The organism is Microbacterium sp. CBA3102, assembly GCF_007954505.1.
Classification (GTDB): domain Bacteria; phylum Actinomycetota; class Actinomycetes; order Actinomycetales; family Microbacteriaceae; genus Microbacterium; species Microbacterium aurugineum.
Map to the genome: position 1 here is coordinate 1037925 of NZ_CP042412.1, position 23451 is coordinate 1061375.

At 68.7% G+C, this 23451-nt stretch carries 19 protein-coding genes; 7 read left to right on the forward strand and 12 right to left on the reverse strand.

All coding sequences use genetic code 11. The features are described from left to right. Positions 1-33: 33 nt before the first annotated feature. On the reverse strand, positions 34-837 hold the full coding sequence (locus FGL91_RS05075) for an SDR family oxidoreductase (RefSeq protein ID WP_153243255.1): 804 nt from the start codon (positions 835-837) through the stop codon (positions 34-36). A gap of 180 nt (positions 838-1017) precedes the next feature. Between FGL91_RS05075 and FGL91_RS05080 the strand changes: the two genes are divergently transcribed. Beyond that, positions 1018-7035 (forward strand): DUF5979 domain-containing protein, encoded by a 6018-nt coding sequence (locus FGL91_RS05080; RefSeq protein WP_153243256.1) that lies wholly within the window; start codon positions 1018-1020, stop codon positions 7033-7035. Here FGL91_RS05080 and FGL91_RS05085 read toward each other — a convergent pair. Together FGL91_RS05085 and FGL91_RS05090 are read right to left on the reverse strand one after the other, a co-directional pair. Continuing rightward, positions 6975-7925, reverse strand: a complete 951-nt coding sequence (locus FGL91_RS05085; protein WP_227991898.1) for a methyltransferase family protein — start codon at positions 7923-7925, stop codon at positions 6975-6977. The genes FGL91_RS05080 and FGL91_RS05085 overlap by 61 nt on opposite strands. Before the next feature lie 46 nt (positions 7926-7971). Beyond that, positions 7972-9123: a calcium:proton antiporter gene (locus FGL91_RS05090; RefSeq protein WP_153243257.1), complete on the reverse strand. Its 1152-nt coding sequence runs from the start codon at positions 9121-9123 to the stop codon at positions 7972-7974. Between the two features lie 198 nt (positions 9124-9321). Here FGL91_RS05090 and FGL91_RS19230 point away from each other — a divergent pair, with 198 nt between their 5' ends. Further along, positions 9322-9456, forward strand: coding sequence for a hypothetical protein (locus FGL91_RS19230; RefSeq protein ID WP_256535463.1), 135 nt, complete (start codon positions 9322-9324; stop codon positions 9454-9456). A gap of 57 nt (positions 9457-9513) precedes the next feature. On the opposite strand, the gene FGL91_RS05095 is transcribed toward FGL91_RS19230, so the two are convergent. The 4 genes from FGL91_RS05095 to FGL91_RS05110 are packed head-to-tail and all read right to left on the reverse strand — an operon-like array spanning position 9514 to position 13942. Then, on the reverse strand, positions 9514-10218 hold the full coding sequence (locus FGL91_RS05095; RefSeq protein WP_153243258.1) for an aspartate/glutamate racemase family protein: 705 nt from the start codon (positions 10216-10218) through the stop codon (positions 9514-9516). 7 nt (positions 10219-10225) lie between these two features. Beyond that, positions 10226-11239 (reverse strand): hypothetical protein, encoded by a 1014-nt coding sequence (locus FGL91_RS05100; protein ID WP_153243259.1) that lies wholly within the window; start codon positions 11237-11239, stop codon positions 10226-10228. Between the two features lie 7 nt (positions 11240-11246). Continuing rightward, positions 11247-13085, reverse strand: a complete 1839-nt coding sequence (locus FGL91_RS05105) for a substrate-binding and vWA domain-containing protein (protein ID WP_131491613.1) — start codon at positions 13083-13085, stop codon at positions 11247-11249. A 32-nt stretch (positions 13086-13117) separates the two neighbouring features. Further along, on the reverse strand, positions 13118-13942 hold the full coding sequence (locus FGL91_RS05110) for a shikimate 5-dehydrogenase (protein ID WP_265491433.1): 825 nt from the start codon (positions 13940-13942) through the stop codon (positions 13118-13120). A 595-nt stretch (positions 13943-14537) separates the two neighbouring features. Between FGL91_RS05110 and FGL91_RS05115 the strand changes: the two genes are divergently transcribed. Next, entirely contained in the window at positions 14538-14744 is a 207-nt protein-coding gene (locus tag FGL91_RS05115) for a cold-shock protein (protein ID WP_017203899.1), read from the forward strand. A gap of 133 nt (positions 14745-14877) precedes the next feature. Here FGL91_RS05115 and FGL91_RS05120 read toward each other — a convergent pair whose 3' ends face one another. Continuing rightward, the gene (locus FGL91_RS05120) at positions 14878-15546 is read right to left on the reverse strand and encodes an HAD hydrolase-like protein (RefSeq protein WP_153243260.1); all 669 of its coding nucleotides are present in this window, start codon (positions 15544-15546) and stop codon (positions 14878-14880) included. Positions 15547-15690: 144 nt separating this feature from the next. On the opposite strand from FGL91_RS05120, the gene FGL91_RS05125 reads away from it, so the two are divergent. Then, a complete protein-coding gene (locus tag FGL91_RS05125) occupies positions 15691-15951 on the forward strand; it encodes a response regulator (RefSeq protein WP_131491612.1) in 261 nt (86 codons plus the stop codon). 9 nt (positions 15952-15960) lie between these two features. Here FGL91_RS05125 and nucS read toward each other — a convergent pair whose 3' ends face one another. Together nucS and FGL91_RS05135 are read right to left on the reverse strand one after the other, a co-directional pair. Continuing rightward, entirely contained in the window at positions 15961-16656 is a 696-nt protein-coding gene (gene nucS, locus FGL91_RS05130; protein WP_153243261.1) for an endonuclease NucS, read from the reverse strand. Positions 16657-16729: 73 nt separating this feature from the next. Continuing rightward, positions 16730-17554 carry a GAP family protein gene (locus FGL91_RS05135; protein ID WP_153243262.1) on the reverse strand — a complete coding sequence of 275 codons (825 nt, stop codon included), beginning with the start codon at positions 17552-17554 and terminating at the stop codon, positions 16730-16732. 115 nt (positions 17555-17669) lie between these two features. Here FGL91_RS05135 and FGL91_RS05140 point away from each other — a divergent pair, with 115 nt between their 5' ends. Continuing rightward, positions 17670-18866: a sensor histidine kinase gene (locus tag FGL91_RS05140; protein WP_153243263.1), complete on the forward strand. Its 1197-nt coding sequence runs from the start codon at positions 17670-17672 to the stop codon at positions 18864-18866. After that, entirely contained in the window at positions 18863-19519 is a 657-nt protein-coding gene (locus tag FGL91_RS05145; RefSeq protein ID WP_227991901.1) for a response regulator, read from the forward strand. Before FGL91_RS05140 ends, FGL91_RS05145 begins: the two co-directional genes overlap by 4 nt. Positions 19520-19522: 3 nt before the next feature. On the opposite strand, the gene FGL91_RS05150 is transcribed toward FGL91_RS05145, so the two are convergent. Next, entirely contained in the window at positions 19523-20761 is a 1239-nt protein-coding gene (locus FGL91_RS05150; RefSeq protein WP_153243265.1) for an MFS transporter, read from the reverse strand. 60 nt (positions 20762-20821) lie between these two features. Here FGL91_RS05150 and FGL91_RS05155 point away from each other — a divergent pair, with 60 nt between their 5' ends. After that, positions 20822-21883: a LacI family DNA-binding transcriptional regulator gene (locus FGL91_RS05155; RefSeq protein WP_153243266.1), complete on the forward strand. Its 1062-nt coding sequence runs from the start codon at positions 20822-20824 to the stop codon at positions 21881-21883. 16 nt (positions 21884-21899) lie between these two features. Here FGL91_RS05155 and FGL91_RS05160 read toward each other — a convergent pair whose 3' ends face one another. Beyond that, complete coding sequence (locus FGL91_RS05160; RefSeq protein WP_153243267.1) at positions 21900-23396, reverse strand: hypothetical protein; 1497 nt, start codon at positions 23394-23396, stop codon at positions 21900-21902. Between the last annotated feature and the right edge of the window lie 55 nt (positions 23397-23451).

Here is a 23451-nt window from a genome sequence, read left to right on the forward strand (position 1 = left end):
CCGTCCCGGGCTCGCCGGCCTCGGCCCGCCGCATCACCCGCGCGGGGCGTCGTTCCAGGACCAGATGTCGTCTCCACGCAGGACGGCATCAGCCCCGCCGTCGCAGTAGATCGTCTGTCCGGCCATGTGCGTGTTGACCGGGCTCGTCAGCCACACCAGGAGCTCCGCGATCGACGAAGCCGGCTGGTGGTAGTTGAGCGGCATCGGCACCGCGGCGTCGACCTGGGCGAGGCCCTCGGGGCTCGCGAGCAGGCCTGAGGTCATGGGCGTCGTGACCGTGCCGGGGGCGACGGCGTTGAGCGGGATGCCGGCTCCGGCCCAGGCCGCCGAGACGGATTCGCGGCGCACCCAGCGTGAGAGGGCGCGCTTGCTCGAGGAGTAGTTGAGGTAGCCGGTCTCGGGGGTGGCTGCGAGTCGGTCGCCGATCGTCAGCGCCAGGGACTCGTCGCCGGCCAGAGCCGCATCGACGAGTTCGGCCGACACCGGGTGCAGCGATGCCATCGATGACACCACCGCGGCGCGCGGCTGATCCGCGAGGCTCAGCTTCGGCAGGAGTGCGGTGAGGAACTCGGTGACGCCGAAGTAGTTGATCGCCACCGTCTTCGCGATCGGTGCGGAGATGCCGGCGCAGGCGATGACCGCGTCGATGCTGCCGCCTGCAAGAGAGATCACATGCTCCGCCGCGGTGGCGCGACCCTCGGCGGTCGACAGGTCGCCGGACACCTCGACGCCCGCGAGATCGACGCCGATCACGGTGTGTCCCTGTGCGCGGAGCAACTCTGCGGTCGCGGCGCCGATGCCGGATGCCGCGCCGGTGATGACGTATGTGCGGGTCATGGGTCCTCCTGGAGTGCGGAACGTCACGTGTGAGGCCACTATCCCAGAGGTCGTGGTCGTCCTCACCCCGCGCGGGTGAGAGAGCGTCCACAACCCCTGGTAGAGAACCATCTCGGCTCCTAAACTCCAGACGACACGCACGCCTTCGTTGCCCTGCGGCTTCCCCACGAAACGAGCACCATGTCCACGACGTCTCGACCCGTTGAACACCGACTGCGCCGCCTCCTGCTCGCTCTCGTCGCGATCTTCGGACTCGTCGGGGCCGGGTTCGCCGTTCCCCTCGCCGCGCAGGCCGTGGAGTCGTCGCTGCGGATCGACAAGCGCGTCGACGATCTGGAAACGCAGGACAGTCTCCAACCCGGCGACGAGTTCACCTACACGGTCGACCTGGTCTGTGATGACGTGGACTGCCTCAACGTCGTTCTCACGGACACGCTGCCCGCCGAGTTCGCGGGCTTCCAGTTCGTCGGCTCCTCGTACACGCCCTCCACGCTCCCGTTGACCGCGACGACGACCGGGTGCGTCGAAGAAGGCGGCGTGCCGGTCGAGGTCAGCGACGACTGCACGGTCCAGGTCGTCTTCCAGCAGCCGGTGGACGGCGGGATCGGACTCGAAGCGGGCGGGACGTTGAAGCTGAGCGTTGTGCTGCGCGCGCCCCTGGATCTTCCGGCCGACTGGGCGTACAACGGCGACACCGTCACCAATACCGCGACCGCGGACTGGGACAACGGTCCCGGAGACGTTCCGGCGACCATCCAGGACAGTGCGGACGCCGTCGTCACGGTCGAGACGGTCATCGGCGTCGAAGCCAGCAAGAGCTGGTTGCCCGAATCCCAGCAGTTCGACCCGGGCGTGACCTCGACCATCACGATGGGTGCGCAGAACCAGTCGAACGTCGGGGCCGATTCGCTCGTGATCCAGGAGCCCACGAGCGCGGTGGACGGGGCGACGACGCTCGGCGCGGACAACCCCTTCCGCATCGTCGACTTCCAGGGATTCGGCGCGACGAGTCTGCCTCCTGCGGCCACCACGGTGCAGGTCGACGTCTACACGTACGACGAGGTCGCGGGGACCTGGAGCTGGCAGCCGGGCACGCCCGCCGCCACCCCGGCTCTTCCGGCAGGGACGGATCCGGCGGATGTCGGTGGTATCCGGCTGACGTACGCCGGGGGAACGGTCGAGTCCGACGCCGCCGCCTCGACGGCCTTCGTCGTGGAACAGCGCGAGACGGATCGCAACGACGACAGTTCGCTGGCGGGCGGCGACACGGTCACCAACAGCATCACCTCCACCGTGAACGCTCCCGGCGGCGCGACGGAGAGCGATGTCGCAACGGCTCCCTACGAGATCAGACCGCTGACCGTCGATGTTCTCGCGGGCAAGACGATCACCCCCGCCGAACTCGCTGCGGGCGGAGAGGCCTCGGCCGAGCTGACGGCGACGAACACGTCGAACGGCCCCGTGCAGAGCCTGACGATCTCCGACGTGGGCTTCTTCGACGCCGACATGGTCTTCGGCGGCTTCCCCTCCGGCATCGACTATCCGGCAGGCGCCACCGGCGGCACGATCACCTGGTACATCGACGGAGTTCCGCAGGCCCCGGTCGCCTTCGCGGACGGCTCCTCCCCGGTACCGCCCGCGGGCACGGTCACCGGCTTCGTGATCGAGTTCACGGGGCAGATCCCGGCGACCACCGTGGCAACCGTCGATGTCGCCATCGAGCCCGGGCTGTCACTCGTCAGTGAGGCGGCACCGACGCATCAGCGCACGAACACGATCGACGTCACGGCGACGAACGACGTGGGAACCGCCGACAGCGAGGCGTCCGATGACATCGGGGTCTACTACCCCCAGATCGGCGTCGCGCTCGACAAGCAGATCACACCGGGAGGCGCGGTCGAGCCGGGCAACAGCGTCGTCGCCAGCCTGACCGCGACCACCCAGACCGGCGTCGCACAGGTCGATTCGACCCAGATCGTCGTCGAGGACTCCTGGCGCGACGACCAGACCGACGACTTCTGGAACGCCTTCGACATCGTGGCGATCGCGCCGACCCAGGTTCCGCCGAACACCACGGCCACCGTCGAGTACCAGCGTCCGGACGGTTCCTGGGTCACTCTCGCCACGGTCAGCACGGGCGCGACTGCGGAGACGTTCCAGATGAGCCGCGCGGAGTTCGCCGCCGCACTCACCCCACCCGACGTGCCCTCGGATGTCACGGGCATCCGCTTCACGTTCGACAACCCCGACGGGTTCGCGCAGGGGTTCAGCGTCGTGCCGAACCTGGTGTTCGATGCGCGGACCGATCTGCGCGACGGATCCGGCCCCACCGACCCCCGGGACGACCCGGAGGACGAACAGTCGGCACAGGTGCCCACCGTCTACGAGAACGAGGCCAGCGCGCAGAGCCACGGTGAGGTCGACGGTCTTCCGGACGGGATCGACAGCGATGTCGTCACCGATCAGGACACGATCGGCGTCCAGACCCCCGCCACGGACGAGGGCGTGGGCATCGACGCCAACAAGCGGTGGGTCCAGACGAGCGACAAGACGACGGATGTCGACTTCCTCGATGCGCAGTCCGGCGCGATCGTCTCGACGCGCAACGAGTGGCGGACCGGGACCAGGGGCATCGACACCCTCGTGCTCACCGATCCCGCCACGACCCCGGACTCGGATCCGCCCGGGCCGGCGAGCACCGTCTTCCAGGCGTTCGATCTGCTGAGCGTCGATCCGGTCACCCTCGAGGACGACCCGCTGCTCGCGTGGGATGACATCACCGAGGTCTGGCTGTTCGTGGACGGTGCATGGACCCCGATCGCCGCCCCCGGGGGCTCCTGGATGGGGGCGGACGGGTTCGTCGGCTACACCCTCACGCCGGAACAGACCGCCGGCACCACGGGTGTCCTGATGATCTATGAGCCGGACGATGCCGCACGGGCCGCGAGCACGGATCCGACGAGACCCGAACCCGGCTCCGGACTGGCGACGTCGGCGGTCGGGCAGTACCGGCCGACCTTCCTCACCTGGGAGCTGCGCAACGTCGTCCGCGACGAGACCGCGACGGCGGACCGGTGGGTCAGCGCCGATGAGACGTTCAACGACCCCGACCCCGGCATCGTCTGGAACAGCCTGCGCGGCGACTGGACGTCGGCGGCGGGGAACGGGAGCGACATCGAGCAGGACAACATCACCCTCATCGACCAGCCTCCCCTCGTCTCGGTGGACAAGACGGTCACCCCCGCGACGGTGACGATTCCGGAGTCCGCTGACGTGGATCCCGCGAACTATCCGAACGTGACCTTCGACATCGAGGCGAGGAACGACAGCACGGCGCGCGCCTCCTACCTGCGGGTGACCGATCCGATCCCCTGTGTCGCCGGTGCGGCGGACCAGTGTGTGAGCGCACCGGATGCCTGGGCGGACGATCCGTTCGACGGTGCGGACTACGACCCGGACACCAACCCGTACGAGCGGGTCGACGTGCAGTCGCTCTCCTTCACCTACCCGGCGGACCAGGTCGACCCGGACGCCTCGACCGTCACCCTGTGGGACCGCGCGGCGAACGGGACGCTCAGCACCCGCACGCTCTCCCTCACCGACGCGGGAGCGCTCGCCACGGATGCGCTCGCGACGGTGGTCGGGGTCAGCGTCGTCTTCCACGGCATCGATCCGGCGACCGAGGGTGGCAGCATCCGTGCCGGCGAGGATCTGGGTATCGAGATCGTCACCAAGGTGCGACAGTTCGAGCGCTCAGATGCGGACCAGCTCGTCGAGCCCGGCACCGTCGCCAACGACGTCATCGCCCAGTCCTACGACCCCGTGCTGACGCCTTCCGGCAACGCCTCGACTCCGAGCGACACAGCGAACGACACGGTGGTCCTCGTCAGCGCTCTGCTCGACGCGACCCTCGCGAAGACCATCGATCCGGATGCGATCCTCGAGACCGAGCTCGACGACCCCGTCACCGTGACGCTGGAGGCGACGGATGGCGCGTCGACCGCGGCCACCCAGCAGGTGACCATCACGGACGCCGACGCGGACTTCTGGAACGGCGTGCAGCTCGCGCCCGACCCGGCGCTGAGCACCGTGCTGCCCGCCGGCGCCGATCAGGTGCGGGTCGATGCGCTCGTGGGCGCCACCTGGGTGGAAGGGGCCTTCGCGGCGACCGGGGCACTCCCCGCGGGCACGGACCCGGCGCAGATCATCGGTCTCCGGGCGGTGTTCCGCAACGCCGCCGGCGAGGTCTTCTCACGAACGGCCCCTCCGGAGGACTGGACCGCGCAGCTCGCCTTCGACGTCGTCGTGCTGGCGACCCAGCGCGACGGATCCGCGCTCGTTCTTCCGTCCGCATTGCCGAACGCGGCGACGGTCGTGAGCGAGAGGCTCGATGGGCTGTTCGCCGACGCAGATGCCGACGCCGACGCCGAACTGGCGATCGACCCCGGGACGCACCAGATCGACGTCGTCAAGTCGCAGCCCGGATCGAGTCACGTCGTCTCCATCGGCGCGAGCCTCCCGTGGACGCTGCAGTTCACGAACACCGGGACCGGGTTCCTCACGATCGACCAGCTCGAGGACACGCTCCCCGAGTACCTCGATTGGGACTTCTCCCCTCCGATCTACCAGACCTCGGCAGGTGGAACGCTGTCGACCGACGTGTCCGCGTTGATCGACGACACCGGGAAGAACGTGACGTTCACCTGGCCGGACGGCGGGAACCGGATGTCGCCCGGCGAGGTCTTCACGATCACCGTGAACCTCGTGCTCGCTCCGGGACTCGCTCTCGACGGTTTCACGACGAACACGTTCGTCGTGACCACCGAGGAAGAGCTCACCGCGTGCACCAACACGTCCGGGAACGGCGAGGGCACGGTGCCCGACCTGGACCCCGATCAGTGCGGCACGACCAACTACGTGCAGCCGTCGCCGGGCGGATCCCTCGCCGCGTACAAGTACGTCAAGGGTGAGATCTACGGTGATCTGGTCGACGGTCAGGTCAACCTGAACAACCCCGACGCGGCCTGCCCGCTGGACCCCGACGGATACACCCGCACGCCGTGCGCTGCCTACACGGCGGTCGGCGCGACCGACGACTGGCGGCTGTCCGTCGTGAACAGCGGGACCGTCGGCTTCGAGACCGTGTCGATCGTGGATCCCCTGCCGCGCATCGGCGACCGGATGCTCGCGACGGGTGGCGCACGCAACAGCACGTTCGACCCGGTGCTCCTTCCGGAGTCGCTCGCCGCGAACGTCCTCCCCAGCGGAGCGACCCTGACGCTCGATGTCACGACGTCCGCGTCGCCGTGCGTGGGGACCGGATCGAGCTCTGCGTGGTTCGGTGATCTGCTCTGTGAGAACACCGCCACCTGGGTGCCGGTGCTCTCGTACACGGGAGCGTGGGAGGAGGTCACCGGTATCCGGGTCACGATCGACTTCACGGGCACCGCCCAGGGGGCGTTCGCGCCGGGTCAGGTGCTCGCGCTGCACTACGAGACGCAGAACGTCCCGGAGTCGACCGCGTACCCGGACCTCGCTCCGATCACCGTTCCCGACGCCGGCGGCTTCGCGTGGAACCAGATGGGCGCCGTGGGGACGGATGCGGGCGGGCGGGAGTACTCCGTGGCCCCTGTGCAGGCCGGGGTGACGCTGTTGGACGGCGACCTCGCGGTGCAGAAGGTCGTGGCCGGTGACGCCGACCGCGCGCCGGATGTCTTCGAGTTCCTGGTCGAGTGCACGGTCGCCGGGGTCCCGCTGGTGCTGCCGGACGACGGCATCCTCAGCGTCTCGAGCGCGAGCGACCTGCGCACGCGTCTGGACGGACTTCCTCTCGGGTCGGTGTGTCAGGTCTCCGAGACCGGAGCTGTCGGCGCGTTCGGAGAGGATTCCCGGATCAACGACGGACAGACCGTGACGATCACCACGCCCGCCACGGAGGGAGCGGAACCGCCGTTCTCGCAGATCGCCGCGATCACGAACGTGTATCCGGTCCTGCCTCCGGATCCGGATCAGGGAGGTGGCGGTGGCTTGCCGTCGACGGGTCTCGATGGGCCTTCCGCGTCTCTGTTCGCCGGGATCGGGCTGTTGCTCCTCCTCGCGGGCGGACTTCTGATCGGTCGGCGGCGCTTCGGTACCGCTCAGCCCGCGGACGCGATGAGCGGTCGTCGCGGGATCCAACAGGAGACCCGGTCGCGGTAGGTGCGGAACGCCGATCCGAAACGTTCCTCGAGGTCGGCCTCCTCGAGCGGGCGGACCAGCGCGTTCCACACGAGGGAGCCGCTGAGCGCATAGACGATCACCAGCCAGGAGCCGACCATCAGACCGATCGCCACGCCCTGTGCGATCCCGCCGATCGCCATCGGATTGCGGACGAAGCGGTACGGGCCCGTGATCACGAGCCGGCGCGGCGTCGACGACGGCAACGGCGTGCCGGCCCCTTGCACGGCCATCGCAGTGGAGGACCAGGTCGAGAGCGCGAACGCCGCGACGAACAGGACGGCTCCGCCGACGCGGACGGCAGGGGGGAAGGCGAGATGCAGTCCCCAGCGCCACTCCAAACCGGCGATGATCGCGGGCAGAGCCACGAGGAACGTCCCCGAGAAGACCAGGGTCTGGAGCGTGGTCTTCGACACGAGCGTCCTGGCACTGGCCTCCGCCGCCGGACGGAACCGGAACGGCCCGATGAGCAGCCATTCCGAGGGCACGCGCCCCAGGAGGAGGATGACCGCGGCCGCTGACGATCCCGCCGCGGCCGCCACCATCAGGAGGGCACCCCAGCCCGCGGTCGCCGTCACCGTGGCATACACGACCATTCCGATCGCGACCAGCACGGTCCACGGTGCCGCGATCCAGACGGCCTTCCGCACACCGCACGCGACCAGGGCCGACGCGATCACGAAGAACGGGATGTCCAGTGCGGCGACGATCCGGAAGTCGAGCGCGCCCAGCGTCGCGGTGCGGACGGCCGGAAGGGCGAACACCGCGACCCACCAGGCGGTGCCGGCGGCGGCTTGGACGGCGAAGTAGAGGCGTCCCCACGTCACGGCGTCGTTCGTGGCAGACGCCGATGGTCGTTGGGTCGCCCTCACAGCGGCCAGTCTAGGTGGACGTTCCGTTCGATCGGTGGTCGACGCCTCAGCTGAACAGCACGACGAGGTAGACGGCGAACGTCACCACGTGTGCGGCACCGTGCATCGCGGTCACGCGCCGGGCAGCGAAGGTCGTCACCGAGAGCAGCAGCGTGACGGCGAGCATCAGCAGGTTCGCCGGCGACTCAGCGAGGACCACGGTCTGGCCGGTGAACATGCCGATGATCAGCACCGCGGGGATGGTGAGTCCCACCGTGGACACCAGGGCGCCGTGGCAGAGGTTGTTCACCCGCTGGGCTTCGCCGCCGAGGGCCGCTCGCACGGCGGTGATGGACTCGGGGAGGAAGACGATGCCCGCGATGAGCACTCCGGCGAGGGCGACCGGGGCGCCCAGGCGACCCAGACCGTCATCGAGGAGTGCCGCCATGTCGTGCGACAGCAGCACGATCGGGATGACGGTGACCACCAGCAGCGCGAGGCGGACGAGGACCTCGGTGCGGTGCTCGGCCACGACCTGACGGATGCCTCTGCCGGCTTCGGACTCTTCCTTGTGCTGCGGGCTCTGCAGCAGGCGTGGGTCGACCTCGGTGAAGTCGCTCGCCTGCGCACCCATCTGCCGGTACAGGAAGAACGCGTACAGCAGGACGGTGAGGATGATGATCGGGATCTCCTGCGCGGTCGTGAACGACCCGTCCGTGCCGATGAGGGCCGGGAGGCCGAAGGCCAGCGCGATGAGGACGATGAGCATCGACAGGTACGCCGACGTGCCGGTGCGGTTGTGCGCCATGCCGCGGTGGCGGAGACCGCCGAGCAGGAGAGCGAGCCCGATCACGAGGTTCAGGATGATCATCGCGACGGCCATGACGGAGTCGCGCGCGATGGTGGCGTGCTCTCCCGGGCCGAGCATGACCGCCGAGATCAGGATGACTTCGATGAGGACGATCGACAGCGTCAGGACGAGCGAGCCGTAGGGGTCGCCGAGTCGATGGGCGAGGGCCTCGGCCTGCTTCACCACACCGAACGCGCACACGAGGATCACGGCGATGATCGCGCCGAGGGCGATCACGAGGACCGGGGCGGCCACGGGGGCGGCCAACACCGGGTGCAGCAGGAGGAGAGCCGCGAAGGCACCCCATCCGAGGACGATGCGGACGATGTCCGTGCCGCTGATCAACTGTCTGAGCTCTGTGCGTGACATCGCTGGACTCCTTCGAGGTGGGGTCGTCCCCGACTGGTGACCGCGGCCGGGGTCGTCCCCGTCGCAGCGCTGTGTCCACGTCGTGCTCAGCGGTGTCCAGTGTAGCAAAAACAACCCGGTCAGAAAGTAATTTGACTTCCGCAGGCAACGGGCTATGGTCAGAGGTTACGCCAGCCACAGAAGGGGAAGCGAGCAACCATGTCAGGCAAGTCCATCCAGGGTCGAGGAAGCAAGAAGGCGCCGCAGCTCACGCTCAAGGAGAAGCGCGCGGCCAAGCGCGAGAAGAATGCACCAGACGAGTTCCTGAAGCCCCGCAAAGGCGCGAAGGGCTGAGTGAACTCCCGTTCGGCGGGGGTGACGGGGCCGAGTCGCGTCGCCTCCGCCGGGCACTCACGGCGTGGATGAGTTCCCGAGGGCGAGATCGACCGCGGCGTCGACGTGCAGCGCCGTCGTCGGGAACACCGGAACGGGGGCGTCCGCGGCCGAGATGAGCAGTTCGATCTCGGTGCAGCCCAGGATGATGCCCTCGGCTCCCCGCGACACCAGATGCTCGATCACCTCGACGTAGCGTCGGCGTGATTCCTCGCGGATCACGCCGTGGACGAGCTCGTCGTAGATGACGGAGTGCACGGCCACCCGGTCGTCCTCCTCCGGCACGATGGTGCGGATGCCGTGGGTCGCGAGGCGCTCGGCGTAGAACGGACGCTCCATCGTGAACGCCGTACCGAGCAGCCCGACCGTCTGCATCCCGGAGGCGGCGATCGCCTCGGCGGTGACATCGGCGATGTGGAGGAAGGGGATGGTCACCGCGTTCTGGATCCGATCCGCGACGAGGTGCATCGTGTTCGTGCACAGCACCAGCACTTCGGCGCCGGCGCCCTCGAGCGCTCGTGCACGATCGGCGAGCAGAGCACCCGCCGCGTCCCAGTCGTCCCGCGCCTGCATCTCCTCGATCACGGCGAAGTCGAGCGAGTCCAGCAGGATGCGCGCCGAGTGGTGACCGCCGAGCCGCCCGTGCACGCGCTCGTTCGCGAGCCGATACCACTCGAGCGACGACTCCCAGCTCATTCCTCCGAGCACTCCGATGGTCTTCATCTCACCCTCACTCCCCCGAGCTCTGCCGGAACCGCCGTTCCCAGTCGCGCAACTCCGAGCGGCCGATGAGGGAATCCAACGACACTTGGAAGCGCAGACCCGTGCGGGCGTTGACTTGCTTGATGTTGTCGACGATCTGCGTGGTCACGCCTGTCAGTGCCTCGCGCACTTCGCCGATGCGCTCGTCCGGGGCGTCCCACAGGTCGGGTCGCGTCAGCAGATCGAGCAGGTAGTCGGGCTCCAGCGCCGCGACGAGGCGTGCGAGCTTGTCGGAGTACTCGGCTTCCGCGAGCACGATCTGGTCGGCCTCCGCCTTGGCGTCGAGGCGGACGAAGAGTTGCTCGACGTGCGAGGCGAGGGTATCGATGCCGTGTGCCGTCTCCGCAGCGGTCGGGGAGTTCGGCAGATTCGCGTAGTCGCTGCGGAGTTCGCGCAGACGATTCACCCGAAGTCGGATGCCGGGAGGCACGGGATCCGCCGTCGCCACGGGTTCGGGGTTGCGACGTCGCCGGGCGAGCACCCCGATCGCCGTCCCCGCGGCGGCCACCAGCACGGCGCCGCCGATGATCACGGGGAGCAGCCAGTCCGCTCCTCCCCCACCGGCACCCGCTCCTGGCGAGGATGGCGTCTCGTCGACGATCTGCTGCACGGTCTCGACCAGCGCGGTCTGTGTGTCGCCGCCTGCGGCCGTCTCGTTCGTGTTCGCGATGAACAGGGCCTGCTCGCTCTCGATCGCCGTCGAGGCGGCCTGGAGGTCGTCTCCGATGGCGAGCACCACGGTCGGCTGATCGGTGGCACCGACGAGCTTCTCGAGGATGTAGGTGCTGTACGGGCTGTCGAGGCCGGCGTCTTTCGGCAGCACCACGACCGCGACCGATCCGTCGGAAGGCACGACTCCCGTGAGCGCTTCGGTCAGCCCGGAGCTGTCGGAGACATCGGGCGACACGTACACGTCACCCGCGCCGAGACCAGCGATCGCGTCATCGATCCAGCCGGAACCGGATGTCGTGGTGCTGATCATGCCCACCTCAGAAGTTGTTGATCACGGAAGCGAAGACGAGGTCGATGCGTTCGGCGTCCGAGGCGTCGAACATCTGCCCTCCGGTGGCGTCGGCGATGCGCTGCAGGGCCGAGGTGTCGGCACCGGAGCCGTAGGCGATCGGGAAGATGCGCACCGGTGCGTCGGTGCCCCCCTCCTTCGTGCTCTTGCCGATCTTCGCGATCAGGGAGTCGAGGGACGTGGAGGAGTCGGTGTCCTCGCCGTCGGACAGGACGACGATCGCGTTGATGCGTCCGGGTTCTGCCCGCTCGCTCATGGCCTCGTACGCCGTGAGGACGGCGTCGTACAGGGGCGTCCCGTTGCGTTGCGCGTACCGGAGGTCATCGAGCGAGGAGTCGAGCTTCTCGCCGTCGGCGCCCAGCGGCGTGACACGGCGCAGCACCTGGATGCCCTCGCCCTCTGGGGAGTCGACATCCGTCGTGAAGGCCCAGACCCCGACCTCATCGGTCGAGCGGAAGTGGTCGAGGGTCGTCTGCGCGCCCTGGATCGCACCGTCGAGGCGCGAGCGTCCGTCGCCGATCGGCTCGTCCATCGAGCCCGAGATGTCGATGAGCTCCAGCACCGACGAAGGCTTTCGCACCTGTGTCCACTGGTCGATCGCGGTCGAGATCACGTCGACCTCGGGCTTGGGCAGCGTCACGCGGGGCTGTGCCGGGTCGACCCCGAAGTTGGCGGTGAACAGGTCGCCCAGCGGGACCGACTCGTCGAGCGGGCGGAAGCCGTACTCGGGGAGGATCTCCTGAGCCGCCGTGGTCTGCAGGAAGGCGGCGAAGGCCTCACCCGCGGTGCGCTGCTCCGCTGTCACCCAGTCGGCACCGAGCACGGTGACGGGATTGTCGGACCACATCGAGCCGCCGGACGGGTAGACGGCGACGAGCTTCGTCTTCGGCGGAGTCAGCGTCTCGCCCGGCTGGACGGTGTGGGAGTCGGGGTTGCCCTTGTTGTAGTTGAGCAGGGACGTCTCCTCCAGCGCCACGGCCGACACGTACGCGGAGCCGTTGGCGCCGTTCTGCGTCTCGTCGTACAGGGTCGAGAGCACGTTTCCCGTGGTGTCGCCGTAGTGGATCACGCACTCCTCGAAGACGCGCGAGAAGTCGGCAGCGGCGTCGACGTCTGCGGACGTGAGTCCCTCCGCCTTGCCCGATGCCTCATAGGACTGCATCAGGATGGTCGAGAGTCCGGTGGTCGAGGTGTTCGGGTTCGTCTTCGAGATCTTGAACGCGCCCCAGATGTCCTTTCCGACGCTCCCCCACCCGTCGGGGTCCTGGCACAGGCCTTCGAGGTCGGTGATGCTGATCGGCTCGTCCGGCCAGCCGAGGGCCTTGGCCATCGGCTCGGGCATCCCGAACACGACCGGCGTGCGCGTGAACGATGCCGGCGAGCCGACGAGGTTCGCCGAGGCGGCTGCGCTCACGCGATCGGTCCAGACGGTCGACGCCGGCGACCACAGCGTCGGCCACAGGGCGCGGTCGTCGCTCGGCCAGTCCTCGCCCGAGGTGAGGTAGCGCGCGGCGTTTCCGGACGACACGTTCGTCGGGCGCACCGTGGCGCACGTGTCGAGCGCCTCGTGCTCCGGTGAGTCCTTGAAGGCGGTCGCGAGCTCGTCGAGCATGTTGACCTTCTCCGACGACGTCGCGATGGCGATGTGCGTGCACCCGTCATCGGGGAATCCTTGACTCCCGTCGGGCGTCGGCGTCGCTTCCCCGCCCGTGCAGGCTGCCAGCGTCAGGGTGATGACCGCTGCCGTGGCCAGGGCGGCGGTCGTCCGTCGGGGGATGTCTCTTCGTACGGTGCGAGGCGCGCTCATGCGCCTAGGCTACCCAGGTATCGTCGCGGCGATCACGGCGTCCCCGCGCGCATGAACTCCTCCGCGGCCTGCACCTGCACCGCGGTCGGGCGGATGCCGGTGTACAGGACGAACTGCTCGAGCGCCTGCAGGGTAGCCACTTCCGCACCCGTGATCACCGTCGCTCCCGCTGCTCGTCCCGCCCTGATCAGGGGCGTCTCCGCCGGGAGTGCGACGACGTCGAACACGACGGAAGCCGTCGAGACGGCAGTGTCGGAGAACGCCGGCGCGTGCTCGTCCGGTCCGCCGGTCATCCCGATCGGCGTGACGTTGACCAGGATGTCGGCGGTCGCGTCCGCGACGTCCGCACGCCAGTCGAAGCCGTACGACGCCGCGAGTCCGCGTCCGTTCGTCTCGTTCCTGGCGACGATTGTGACCTCGCCGAACCCGGCGTCGCGGAAAGCCGCCGCGGTCGCTTTGGCCATGCCTCCCGAACCGCGGAGCAGGACCGACGCGGCGGGATCGAGCTCGTTGCGGGCGATCAACTGCGCGATCGCCGTGTAGTCGGTGTTGTGCGCCGTGAGCACGCCCTCGTCGTTGACGATGGTGTTGACGGAGTCGATCGCCGTGGCGGAGGGGTCCATCCGGTCGACCAGCGCGATGACGTCCTCTTTATAGGGCATCGAGATCGCGCAGCCGCGGATGCCGAGTCCCCGCACCCCGGCGATGGCCTGCGCGAGGTCGGTCGGCGCGAAGGCCTTATAGATCCAGTTCAGCCCGAGCGCTTCGTAGAGGTGGTTGTGGAACCGTGTCCCGTTGTTGCTCGGCCGCGCCGACAGCGAGATGCACAGTGTCATGTCCTTGTTGAGCAGCGTCACCGCTTCAGGCTACTCGCGTGCTGTTCGCTCCATCTCCGCCCGGAACCCATGATCCGCGCGGGATCCGCACTCCGGCCGTGTTCGAGCTCACCGGGGTGGCGTCCGTGGCGGGATCGGGCCTCCTCCCCTATGGTGAAGGTGCATGCACACGGGGATTGATCGTCCCCGTCTCTCCCCAGGAGACGGAAGAGCCACCCCAGGGCCAAGACGATCCGTGCATGCGATTGGGCCCTCTCGAGTAGTTCAGTCCCCAATGGGCTACTCGAGGGGGCCGCTATCGTCGTCCTCACCGATTTTCGGATTTGTCCCCCAAAAGGGGGACAAGACCTCCGAAAAGGAGCTAGGCTGTTTCTGACGCACCCTCCGGTCGTCTTCGGCCCTCATCGCTCCCCCCGCGGTGAGGGCCACACCATTTTCCGGGCGGCGTCCATGCCCCCTCCCACGCGCCCGCCTGCCGGATCACGGCCGTGTGCCGCTCATGCAACATTTGGATTACCTTCTTGCCGCGGCTATTCCTCTCCGGGCCTCCTCCACTAGCGTTAGCGGTGTCGGGGCATCCCTGCGTCGGCTTTTTACCCAGCAGAACAGGCAGTACATGAGCACCCAGGGCACGGTCAAGTGGTTCAACTCGGAGAAGGGCTTCGGCTTCATCTCCCCCGACGACGGAGGCGCTGACGTCTTCGCGCACTACTCCGCCATCCAGTCATCCGGCTACCGGTCTCTCGAAGAGAACCAGCGAGTCGAGTTCGATGTGGCGCAGGGCCCCAAGGGCCTGCAGGCAGAGAACATTCGCCCCGTCTGAGACGGGCGAGACACAGAACTCCCCGAACGGAGCGCGTCACGAGCGCACTCCGTCGGGGAGTTCTGTGCTTCTGCCGGGCGATGAGGTCGCACGGGCACGATGAGCGACGTGCCCGCTGACCGCCGGCTCGCGGTCAGCTGCCGATCAGCAGCGTGCGCAGTTCGGGAACGGAGCCGACGCGGAATGCGGCGTCGTCTCCTTCATGGGGGTCGCTGAAGCCCCACTCGACGAAGATCACCGGCACGCCGTTGGCCGCGCCTCCCTCGACGTCGTGGTGCCGGTCGCCGATGAGCACCGGATTCGAGGTGTCGGCGCCCAGGGCGCGCAGGCGACGCAGGGCCTCGGCGACGATGTCGGTCTTCGATGCGAGGGTCGCCTCATCCGGCGTCGCGCCGACGGTGGTGAGGAATGCCGGGCGGAGGCCGAAATGGTCGACGAGTGCGTCCACCTGGTTCTCGGGCTTGGAGCTCGCCGTCGCCTGGGGGACGCCCGCGGCATGGAGCTCGTTGATGAGCTCGGTCACTCCCGGGTAGGTCGCGACGTCGGTCGTGTACCCGTCTGCCTTGCCGAGTGTGCGGTAGAAGGCGACTGCCTCGGCGGACTGCTCCGGCGTCATCCCGGCCTGGTCCTGGAACGACTGGAACATCGGAGGCCCGATCCAGTGCACCAGCTCCTCGCGTGTCGGCGCGGGGTGGCCGAAGTGCGTGAGCGCGGTGTTCAGCCGACGGAGGATGCCGACGGAGGCATCGACGATGGTGCCGTCGACGTCCCACAGTACGCAGGAGTAGGGGGAGTGGGACATGCTCCCAGCCTAGGGTGCCGCGAGAGGATGACCGTGCTTCCTGCACAGGTGTGCACCTAAGGACCTTATGCACACCTTATGTGAACACGAAATGTCTCCATATAAGGTCGTGACAACGGCGGTTTCACGGGTGAGAATGGGGGCATGTACGTGTCGATGGAAATCATCACGATCTTGGCGACCGGGGCGACGACTCTGGTGGCCACGGTCAGCGGATTCGGCTGGATGATCAGTCGCATGGACGCACGGTTCGCGGCAGTGGACGCGAGGTTCGACGCAAGGTTCGACGCGCAAGATGCGAAGTTCGACGTGCGGTTCACGCGCATCGAGCAGGAGATCTTCGAGGTGAAGATCGCGATCGCGCGGCTGGAAGGACCGACGCCGCGGCTTATGGCCGCGCGTTGACGGAACGACTCAGAAAAGGCGGGGGATGCCCGACTCGATGCCCTTCATGTCGTCGTAGTCGAGCACCAGGCAGCGGATGCCCCGGTCTTCGGCGAGAACACGGGCTTGGGGTTTGATCTCCTGCGCGGCGAAGACACCCTGGACGGGGGAGAGGTGGGGGTCGCGGCCCAGCAGCTCGAGGTAACGGGTCAGCTGCTCCACGCCGTCGATGTCGCCGCGTCGCTTGATCTCGACGGCGATCGCAGCCCCGTCGACATCCCGCACCAGAAGGTCGACCGGTCCGATCGCCGTGGGGTACTCGCGACGCACCAGCGTCGCGCCCTCCGAGATGCGTTCGACCTGTTCGGCGAGGAGCCGCTGCAGGTCGGCCTCGACGCCGTCCTTCTGCAGTCCGGGATCGACGCCCAGCTCGTGGGACGTGTCGTGGATGATCTCGTAGATCTGCACGCGCAGTGCGTCACCGGTCTTTTTGTGCGTCACGCGCCACACCTCGACGACGCCGGCGCTCGCTTCTTCCTCGCCGGGAACCTCGCTCGACAGCGAGCACGGCGGGCTCATCCAGTTCAACGGCTTGTAGCTTCCGCCGTCGGAGTGCACGAGCAGACTCCCGTCTCCCTTGTGCACGAGCAGACGCGTGGCGAGCGGAAGATGGGCATTGAGCCGACCGGTGTAGTCGACCGAGCAGCGGGCGATGACGAGACGCACCCGTCGAGCCTACTTCGTCGGGAAGGTGCCTCGTCGCACCGTCGACGGCGGCGGCCGGGAACGAGCGGATGGCTTAGAAGAGTCCGAGCTCGCTGGCGGCGGAACGCGCGATCAGGAATCCGATGATGCCGATGATCCAGGCGGTGTTTTCGGCGCCGGTGCGCTGCATCCACGCGGCGAAGCGCTCGAGCGGTCGTTGCACCAGAGGCGCGGCGACGAGGCGGAGGAGGAGCAGGATGATCGCGGGCAGGATCATCAGCGCGCAGTATCCGACGAGCGACATCACACGCAGCGGGGTGTCGATCCCGGCATCCGCGAGCATCGTCATCGCGACGATGTAGGGGAGCATCGTGGCGATCTCCACGACACCCGCGGCGATCGCCACCGCCATCACCGCGGTCCCCCGGGTGCGCGGATCGAGCAGACGCTCCCGCCACCGCGTGATGCGTCCGGGGCGGGTGCCGGCCGTCGTCGTCGCGGTGGGTGGGTCGGGTGTCATCGGCGACCGGCCGCCGGTCTCCTCCTGTGCGGCGGGCGTGCTCGGCCGAGCGATCGTCTCGGTGGACCCGCTCTTCGCCGTCTTGTCGCCCGTCGGCATCACGAATGCCGTGATCAGGAGCCCGCCTCCCACGAGGAGACGGATGATGAGCCCGGCCGGAGACGCGAGGAAGGCGGAAGCCACGTCGACGAGGTTCACCAATCCCCAGAGGAACAGGAGACCGACGAGCAGATAGAACGTGGCGATCGTGGCGAGGTAGAGGAGGATGCGACCGGCACGGATCCGTCCCGGATGCAGGAGGAGGAAGACCGGGATGAGGAGAGTGCCGACACTCAGTCCGTCGATCAGCGCCAGGACCGCGAGGGAAAGGGGGAGCGGCAGCCCGCCGAAGAGTTCCATGGCTTCACGCTCGCCGATGCGCAACCGTGACGGATCGGGCGAAAGTACCGTTCTCGCCGCCCTCCTCATCCCTTCGTCGGATGCGCCGGCACGCGCACCGTGATTGCATGAGGGCATGCATGAGCAGGTCGACGGCGGATTCGGCGCCTGGTATCGCCGTCACCGCTGGTGGGCCGATCCTGTCGGCATGGCCCTTCTCGCGATCGTGATGGCCGCGCTCGGGTTCCGCGGTATCTGGGGGCCGTTCTCGATTCTCCCCGAGCCGTTCTCACCCTGGTGGTCTCTGGTGCTCGCGCTGCCGGCATGCGCGCTCGCGCTGGCCAAGAGGCGGATGCCGACGACGGTGCTCGTCCTGGTGACGCTGCTCTTCGTCATCGATCTGCTCACCGTCGGCGGCCTCGGCACCCTCGTCGTGCTGCTGGACGTGCTGTGGACGGCGGCGTTCCTCGCCGGACCGCACGGGCGCCGCGTACTGCTCGGGCTGCTGGGGGCGTCGACGATCCTCCTCTTCCTGGCTGCCTGGCTCTTCACCGACGTGCGATTCCCCGTCGCCTTCCTCATCGGCGTGCAGTTCGGCGCGATCTTCGGCACGGACTACTGGTGGGCCGTCGCCGTGTCCCAAGCCCATGAGCTCGCGGAGCTGCACCGCCAGCGCGCGGAAGAGGCCGCCGCCGTCGCGGAGAGGGACCGCGTCGAGGCCGTGCAGCGCGAACGGGAGACCATGGCGCGGGAGCTGCACGACGTGGTGGCCGGCCACGTCATGGCGATGGCGATCCGTGCCGAGGCCGCGCTGTCGATGGAGCCCGACCGCACGACGGACAGGGATGCGCTGCGGGCTGTCCGCGATGCAGGTCTCGACGCCCACGGCGCCCTGCGGTCCATGATCTCGGTCCTGCGTCGCGGAAACGGGACTTTCACCCCGACACCGCGCTGGTCCGACCTGGCGGGAATCGTGCAGGAGGCGGAGCGGACGGGTCTCCTCATCCGCTTCACCGCCGGCGAGCTCCCCGACCTCGGTGCCGGCCCCGAGCAGGCCGTTGTCCGCATCGTGCGCGAAGCCCTCACGAACTGCATCCGGCACGCGAGTGGTGCCGAGGTCGACATCACGATCGAGGGGGACGACGCCGGGGTCCGCGTCGGGGTGCACTCGCGAGGAGGGGTCGCCAGTGCGGCAGCCGCGCACGGCGACGAGGGATGGGGACTGCAACTGCTGCGGGAACGTGTCGGGGCACTGGGCGGTGATTTCTCGGCCGGCCGGGTCGCGGACGGATGGTCCGTCGAAGGCCGCATCCCGGTCGAGGTTCGGGCGTGACGGCCCCCACGGTGCTGCTGGCCGACGACCACGGGGCGATCAGAGCCGGTCTGCGCATCATGCTCGAGGCGCAAGGCATCACCGTGGTCGGGGAAGCGGCGGACGGTGACGTGGCCGTCCGGAACGCGGCTGCACTGCGACCCGACGTGGTGCTCATGGATGTGCGGATGCCGGGTCGCGACGGGATCTCCGCGACCCGGGAGATCGTCGAGCGCGGTTTCGGAGAGGTCCTCGTGCTGACGAGCTTCGATGAGGACGAGCTCGTGTTCGGGGCGATCCGTGCCGGCGCCGTGGGCTTCCTCCTCAAGACGGTCGATGCGCCGACCCTCGTCCAGGCAGTGCGCTCGGTGGCTGCGGGGGAGGGGGCGCTGGATCCGCGGGTGACCAGACGAGCGCTCGCCGCGGTCGTCCGGAGCACCGATCATCCGGCACCGGGAACGCAGGCGCCGGGCAGGCGGGCGCAGGACGACCTCACCGTGCGCGAGCAAGAGGTGCTCGACGGCATCCTCCAGGGGTGGTCGAACGCTCAGCTCGCGGCGCGACTGCGCATCTCGGTGCCCACCGTCAAGACGCATGTGTCCAACGTGCTCACGAAACTCGGCGCGCGCAGCCGTTCCCACGCGGCCGCTCTGGTGCGTGGGCGCGAGGGCTGAGCCTCAGCCCTGCTCCGTGCGCGCCACCGGTGTCTTCTCGTCTTCGCGGAGTGGACGGGCGGCTCCGGAGAACAGCCCCGACAGCACGACCAGCCCGACCAGGATGAACAGCGTGTTGAGCAGACCGATGTGCTCGCTGATGACCCCGAGGACGGGCGGGCCGCCGAGGAAGGCGACGTAGCCGATCGTGGCGGCGGCGCTCACCCGCGCCGCGGCCTTGGCCGGATCGTCTGCGGCCGCGGACATGCCCAGGGGGAAGCCGAGCGATGCACCGACCCCCCACAGCGCCGCGCCGACGAGCACGAGAGGGAAGGTCGGCGCGAGGATGAACAGCAGGATGCCGGACGCCGCGGCGACGGCGAGGATGCGCAGCACCAGGACGCGACCGAAGCGGTCGACCAGCGGCCCGCCGAACAGTCGCACCGTCGTCATCCCGATCGAGAACACCGCGAGGGATACCGCCCCCGTGCCCTCGGCGAAGCCGTGCCCCTGTTCGGTGCCCAGTGCGATCCAGTCGTTCGCGCCTCCCTCGGCGAACGACATCCCGAGCATCACCATGCCGAGCAGGTAAGTCCGAGGCTCGCGCCATGCCTCCAACGCGGTGTGCATGCGTGCGCGGAACGGCGGCTTCTCGTGATCCGTCGGGTCGAGAGCTGCCTCTCGTGACGGCACCTGGAAGAAGCAGACCACCGCGATCACGGCGATCAGTACGCCGATGACGGTGGCGTGCGTGGCGACGTCGATCCTGAGCTGGGCCGCCAGCGCGCCGATCGCCGCGCCGATGACCGTGCCGAAACTGAAGAAGGCGTGGAACACGGGAAGGATCGTGCGCTTCATCTGCTGCTCGATCGCCGTCGCCTCGACGTTCATCATCACGTCGACCGAGCCGTTGCCGAAGCCGAACAGCGCCATGCCGATCAGGACCACCGTGACGGAGCCGAAGACGTTCGCGCCCAACCCGACGAGCACGATGCCGGTGGCGAACGTCAGCATCGTCAGGAGCATCCCCCGTCGCGCTCCGGTGCGTGCCATCACAGCAGGGCCGGTCGAGATGCCGACGATCGACGCGATGCCCATGCCGAGCAGGATCAGGCCGACCTGCGCGTTGTCGAGATCAAGTGCCTGCTTGATCCCGGGCACGCGCGACGCCCAGGTCGCGATCGAGAGGCCGCTCGCCAGGAAGATGGCGAAGATCGCCGCACGCCAGCGGACGAACTGCGATCGGGTGAGGGCTGAATCCATGCCGCACAGCCTATCGAATCGATTCGACAATTCGGAAACGAAGGGAGCTATCCTCGAAGTATGAGCAGTCAGGAGACGCCACGTCGGCCCACGATCGCTGACGTCGCGCGCGAGGCGGGTGTGGCGACCTCCACCGCCTCGGTCGTCTTCAGCGGCAAGGCGAAGGTGGCCCCCGCGACTCGGGAGCGGGTCCTCGCCGCCGCGGCCGACCTCGGATACGCCGGCCCCGACCCGCGAGCGGCATCCCTGCGGCGAGGACGCAGCGGCATCGTCGCGGTCGTGCTCGAAGGTCATCTCCGCGCGGCCTTCCTCGACCCGGTCACGACCGCCTTGATGGACGGACTCACCGACGGGCTGGCCGAACTCAGTGCGGGGATCCTGCTGATGCGCGACGAGCCGGGGGAAGAGGGTGCGGGTATCGCCGATGCGCCGGTGGATGCGGTCGTGCTGATCGGCTGTTCGGCGCGTACGAGATCCTCACTCGAGATCGTCGTCGGACGCGGCCTCCCCGTCGTCGTGATCGAGGGAGACGCGGGGGAGTCGATCCCGCGCATCACTCTGGACAACGCAGCAGCCTCCGCCGACATCGCGCGCCATGTGCGGGACCTCGGCCACCGCGACGTCGCCCTGGTCACGCTTCCCCTCGACACCGAACGCGAACGGACGGCGGTCACTCCCGAGCGGCTCGCGAACGCCACCGTCGATGTCACGATCCATCGGCTCGCCGGGACGCGAGAGATCTTCCCCGACGCCCTCGCGATATCCGCCGCCGGAAGCCTCATCGACGAAGGGGTGCTGGTGGGAAGGATGCTCCTCGCCGATCCCGCCACCCGGCCGACAGCCGTGCTCGCGCAGAGCGATCTGCTCGCGGTGGGGGTGATCCGCGCCGCGGAGGAGGCGGGACTCCGCGTGCCGGAGGACCTCTCCGTCGCCGGATTCGATGGGATCGCGCTCGACGGTCTCGGAGACCTCAGCCTCACGACCAGCGTGCAGCCGGCTGTCGAGAAGGGGCGGGCAGCGGGGGAGCAGATCGCACGCATGCTCCGGGGCGAACCCGGCATCACGCAGCACCTCACCTGCCGTTTCCACGCCGGCACCACGACGGGCCCTGCCCCGCGCTGACCGGGCACGGTCCGGATCAACTGCGCTGCGGTCCGAGCGGGAGAGCGGTCTCGCCGAAATCGAGGATGCGATAGCGGCCGCAGTCGACCACTTCCTCGGGAACGGCCGGGAGCGGCAGGCTCCACGCGACGGTCTGCGCGTCCTCCAGCAGGAACGTCACCTCGCCGACGTCGAAGTCGTGCCGGTTCACGAGCCAGGCGTAGCCTCGCAGTTCGTGATCCACTTGGACGAGTCGGGCGGGATCCCGCAGATGCAGTTTCGGCAGGCGGACGGTCCAGAACTGCCCGGCGCCGGTGCGGCCGGACGCGTCGATCCACTCGGTCACGCAGGCCAGGTCGGGGTCGGTGACCTGAGCGGCGGCGGCGAGCCGAGGGACGCTTGCTGCGCCGCCCGCGACCAGCAGCGCGACGGACGCGGCCGCGAGGATCGGACGGACCCGTACCGGCATCCGCACGATGCGAGGCGATGCGACGAGCGCGAGCACGGGTGCGAAGGCGAGGGGTTGCAGGTAGCGGGCCGCATGGGTGCCGACCGCGATCGCCCCGACCGCGACGAGGACCGGCATGAGCCAAGCGATCGTGGCGACGAAGCGGGTGCCGTCGTCTGTGGCCCGTGCGGTGCGGAAGCCGGCGAGCACGAAGAGCGCGAGGACGAGCAGCCCGGCGATGATCCCGCCGGGGGCCGACAGTCGGCCGATCAGCAGCGCGCCGTAGTACTGCAGAGACTCGGACCACCGTTCGGGCTGCACGTAGCCGGCACCGGTGTTGGCGATCCATGCCGCCAATGGAATGCGTCCGAGGAATCCGAGTATCGTCCCGGCGAGAAGCACGCCCATCACCACGCCGATCCGGGCCCTCTGCGTCGTTCGGATCAGGAGCAGGGCGAGCAGCAGGGCGATCGGCGTCGTCGCCCACACCGCGTAGAGAGGATTCGACAGGGTCGACACGAGGGCTGTGGCGCCGAGCGCGATCAGCGGGACGGCGCCGCCCGACCCCCGGTCCAACACCCGCCGGACCAGTCCGACCGAGAGCACGACGGCGACGACGGTCGCGGCATAGTAGGTCGTCGTCAACGTCAAGGACGCGAGCTCGAGCGCATCCCGAGACGCCGATACTGCGGTCATGGCGAGAACGGAGAAGGCGGCGACGCTCAGCAACGACCACGTGACGGGCGCCGATCGCTCGGACCGACGGCCGGCGACGACGCGAACGGCTCCGTACAGGGCGAGCAGGTTCACCACGGCGCTCACCGCCAACAGACCGTCCACCTCGAACGGCAGGACCGTGTCGAGGCCGGCGAACACCGCGGTCTCGGGGAGGAACAGCACGCTCGACATCGCCCAGTCCATCGGCTGCCCGGAGAGGACGGACCGTGCGAACATCGCCACGACCAGGGAATCCGCGTCACGGAACAGCAACTCGGAACGCGCGGACGCCGCGACCTGCGCGGCGGTGATCAGTGCCAGCCCGAGGGCTCCGACCCCTCCGGCCAGTTCCCGCACCCACGCCCGCATGCGACCACTCTTGCACGTTCGTGCAGAGCGAGAACCGCGCGGTGCGCCTCTCGCC

Bases quoted from the DNA above. Each gene is read 5' to 3' on its own strand.
- FGL91_RS05095 (WP_153243258.1), bottom strand. From the start codon at position 10,218: ATGAAGACCATCGGAGTGCTCGGAGGAATGAGCTGGGAGTCGTCGCTC.
- FGL91_RS05115 (WP_017203899.1), top strand. From the start codon at position 14,538: ATGAGCACCCAGGGCACGGTCAAGTGGTTCAACTCGGAGAAGGGCTTC.
- FGL91_RS05160 (WP_153243267.1), bottom strand. From the start codon at position 23,396: ATGCGGGCGTGGGTGCGGGAACTGGCCGGAGGGGTCGGAGCCCTCGGG.
- FGL91_RS05080 (WP_153243256.1), top strand. From the start codon at position 1,018: ATGTCCACGACGTCTCGACCCGTTGAACACCGACTGCGCCGCCTCCTG.
- FGL91_RS05090 (WP_153243257.1), bottom strand. From the start codon at position 9,123: ATGTCACGCACAGAGCTCAGACAGTTGATCAGCGGCACGGACATCGTC.
- FGL91_RS05125 (WP_131491612.1), top strand. From the start codon at position 15,691: ATGTACGTGTCGATGGAAATCATCACGATCTTGGCGACCGGGGCGACG.
- FGL91_RS05075 (WP_153243255.1), bottom strand. From the start codon at position 837: ATGACCCGCACATACGTCATCACCGGCGCGGCATCCGGCATCGGCGCC.
- FGL91_RS05120 (WP_153243260.1), bottom strand. From the start codon at position 15,546: ATGTCCCACTCCCCCTACTCCTGCGTACTGTGGGACGTCGACGGCACC.
- FGL91_RS05155 (WP_153243266.1), top strand. From the start codon at position 20,822: ATGAGCAGTCAGGAGACGCCACGTCGGCCCACGATCGCTGACGTCGCG.
- FGL91_RS05135 (WP_153243262.1), bottom strand. From the start codon at position 17,554: ATGGAACTCTTCGGCGGGCTGCCGCTCCCCCTTTCCCTCGCGGTCCTG.
- FGL91_RS05100 (WP_153243259.1), bottom strand. From the start codon at position 11,239: ATGATCAGCACCACGACATCCGGTTCCGGCTGGATCGATGACGCGATC.
- FGL91_RS19230 (WP_256535463.1), top strand. From the start codon at position 9,322: ATGTCAGGCAAGTCCATCCAGGGTCGAGGAAGCAAGAAGGCGCCGCAG.
- FGL91_RS05105 (WP_131491613.1), bottom strand. From the start codon at position 13,085: ATGAGCGCGCCTCGCACCGTACGAAGAGACATCCCCCGACGGACGACC.
- FGL91_RS05140 (WP_153243263.1), top strand. From the start codon at position 17,670: ATGCATGAGCAGGTCGACGGCGGATTCGGCGCCTGGTATCGCCGTCAC.
- FGL91_RS05150 (WP_153243265.1), bottom strand. From the start codon at position 20,761: ATGGATTCAGCCCTCACCCGATCGCAGTTCGTCCGCTGGCGTGCGGCG.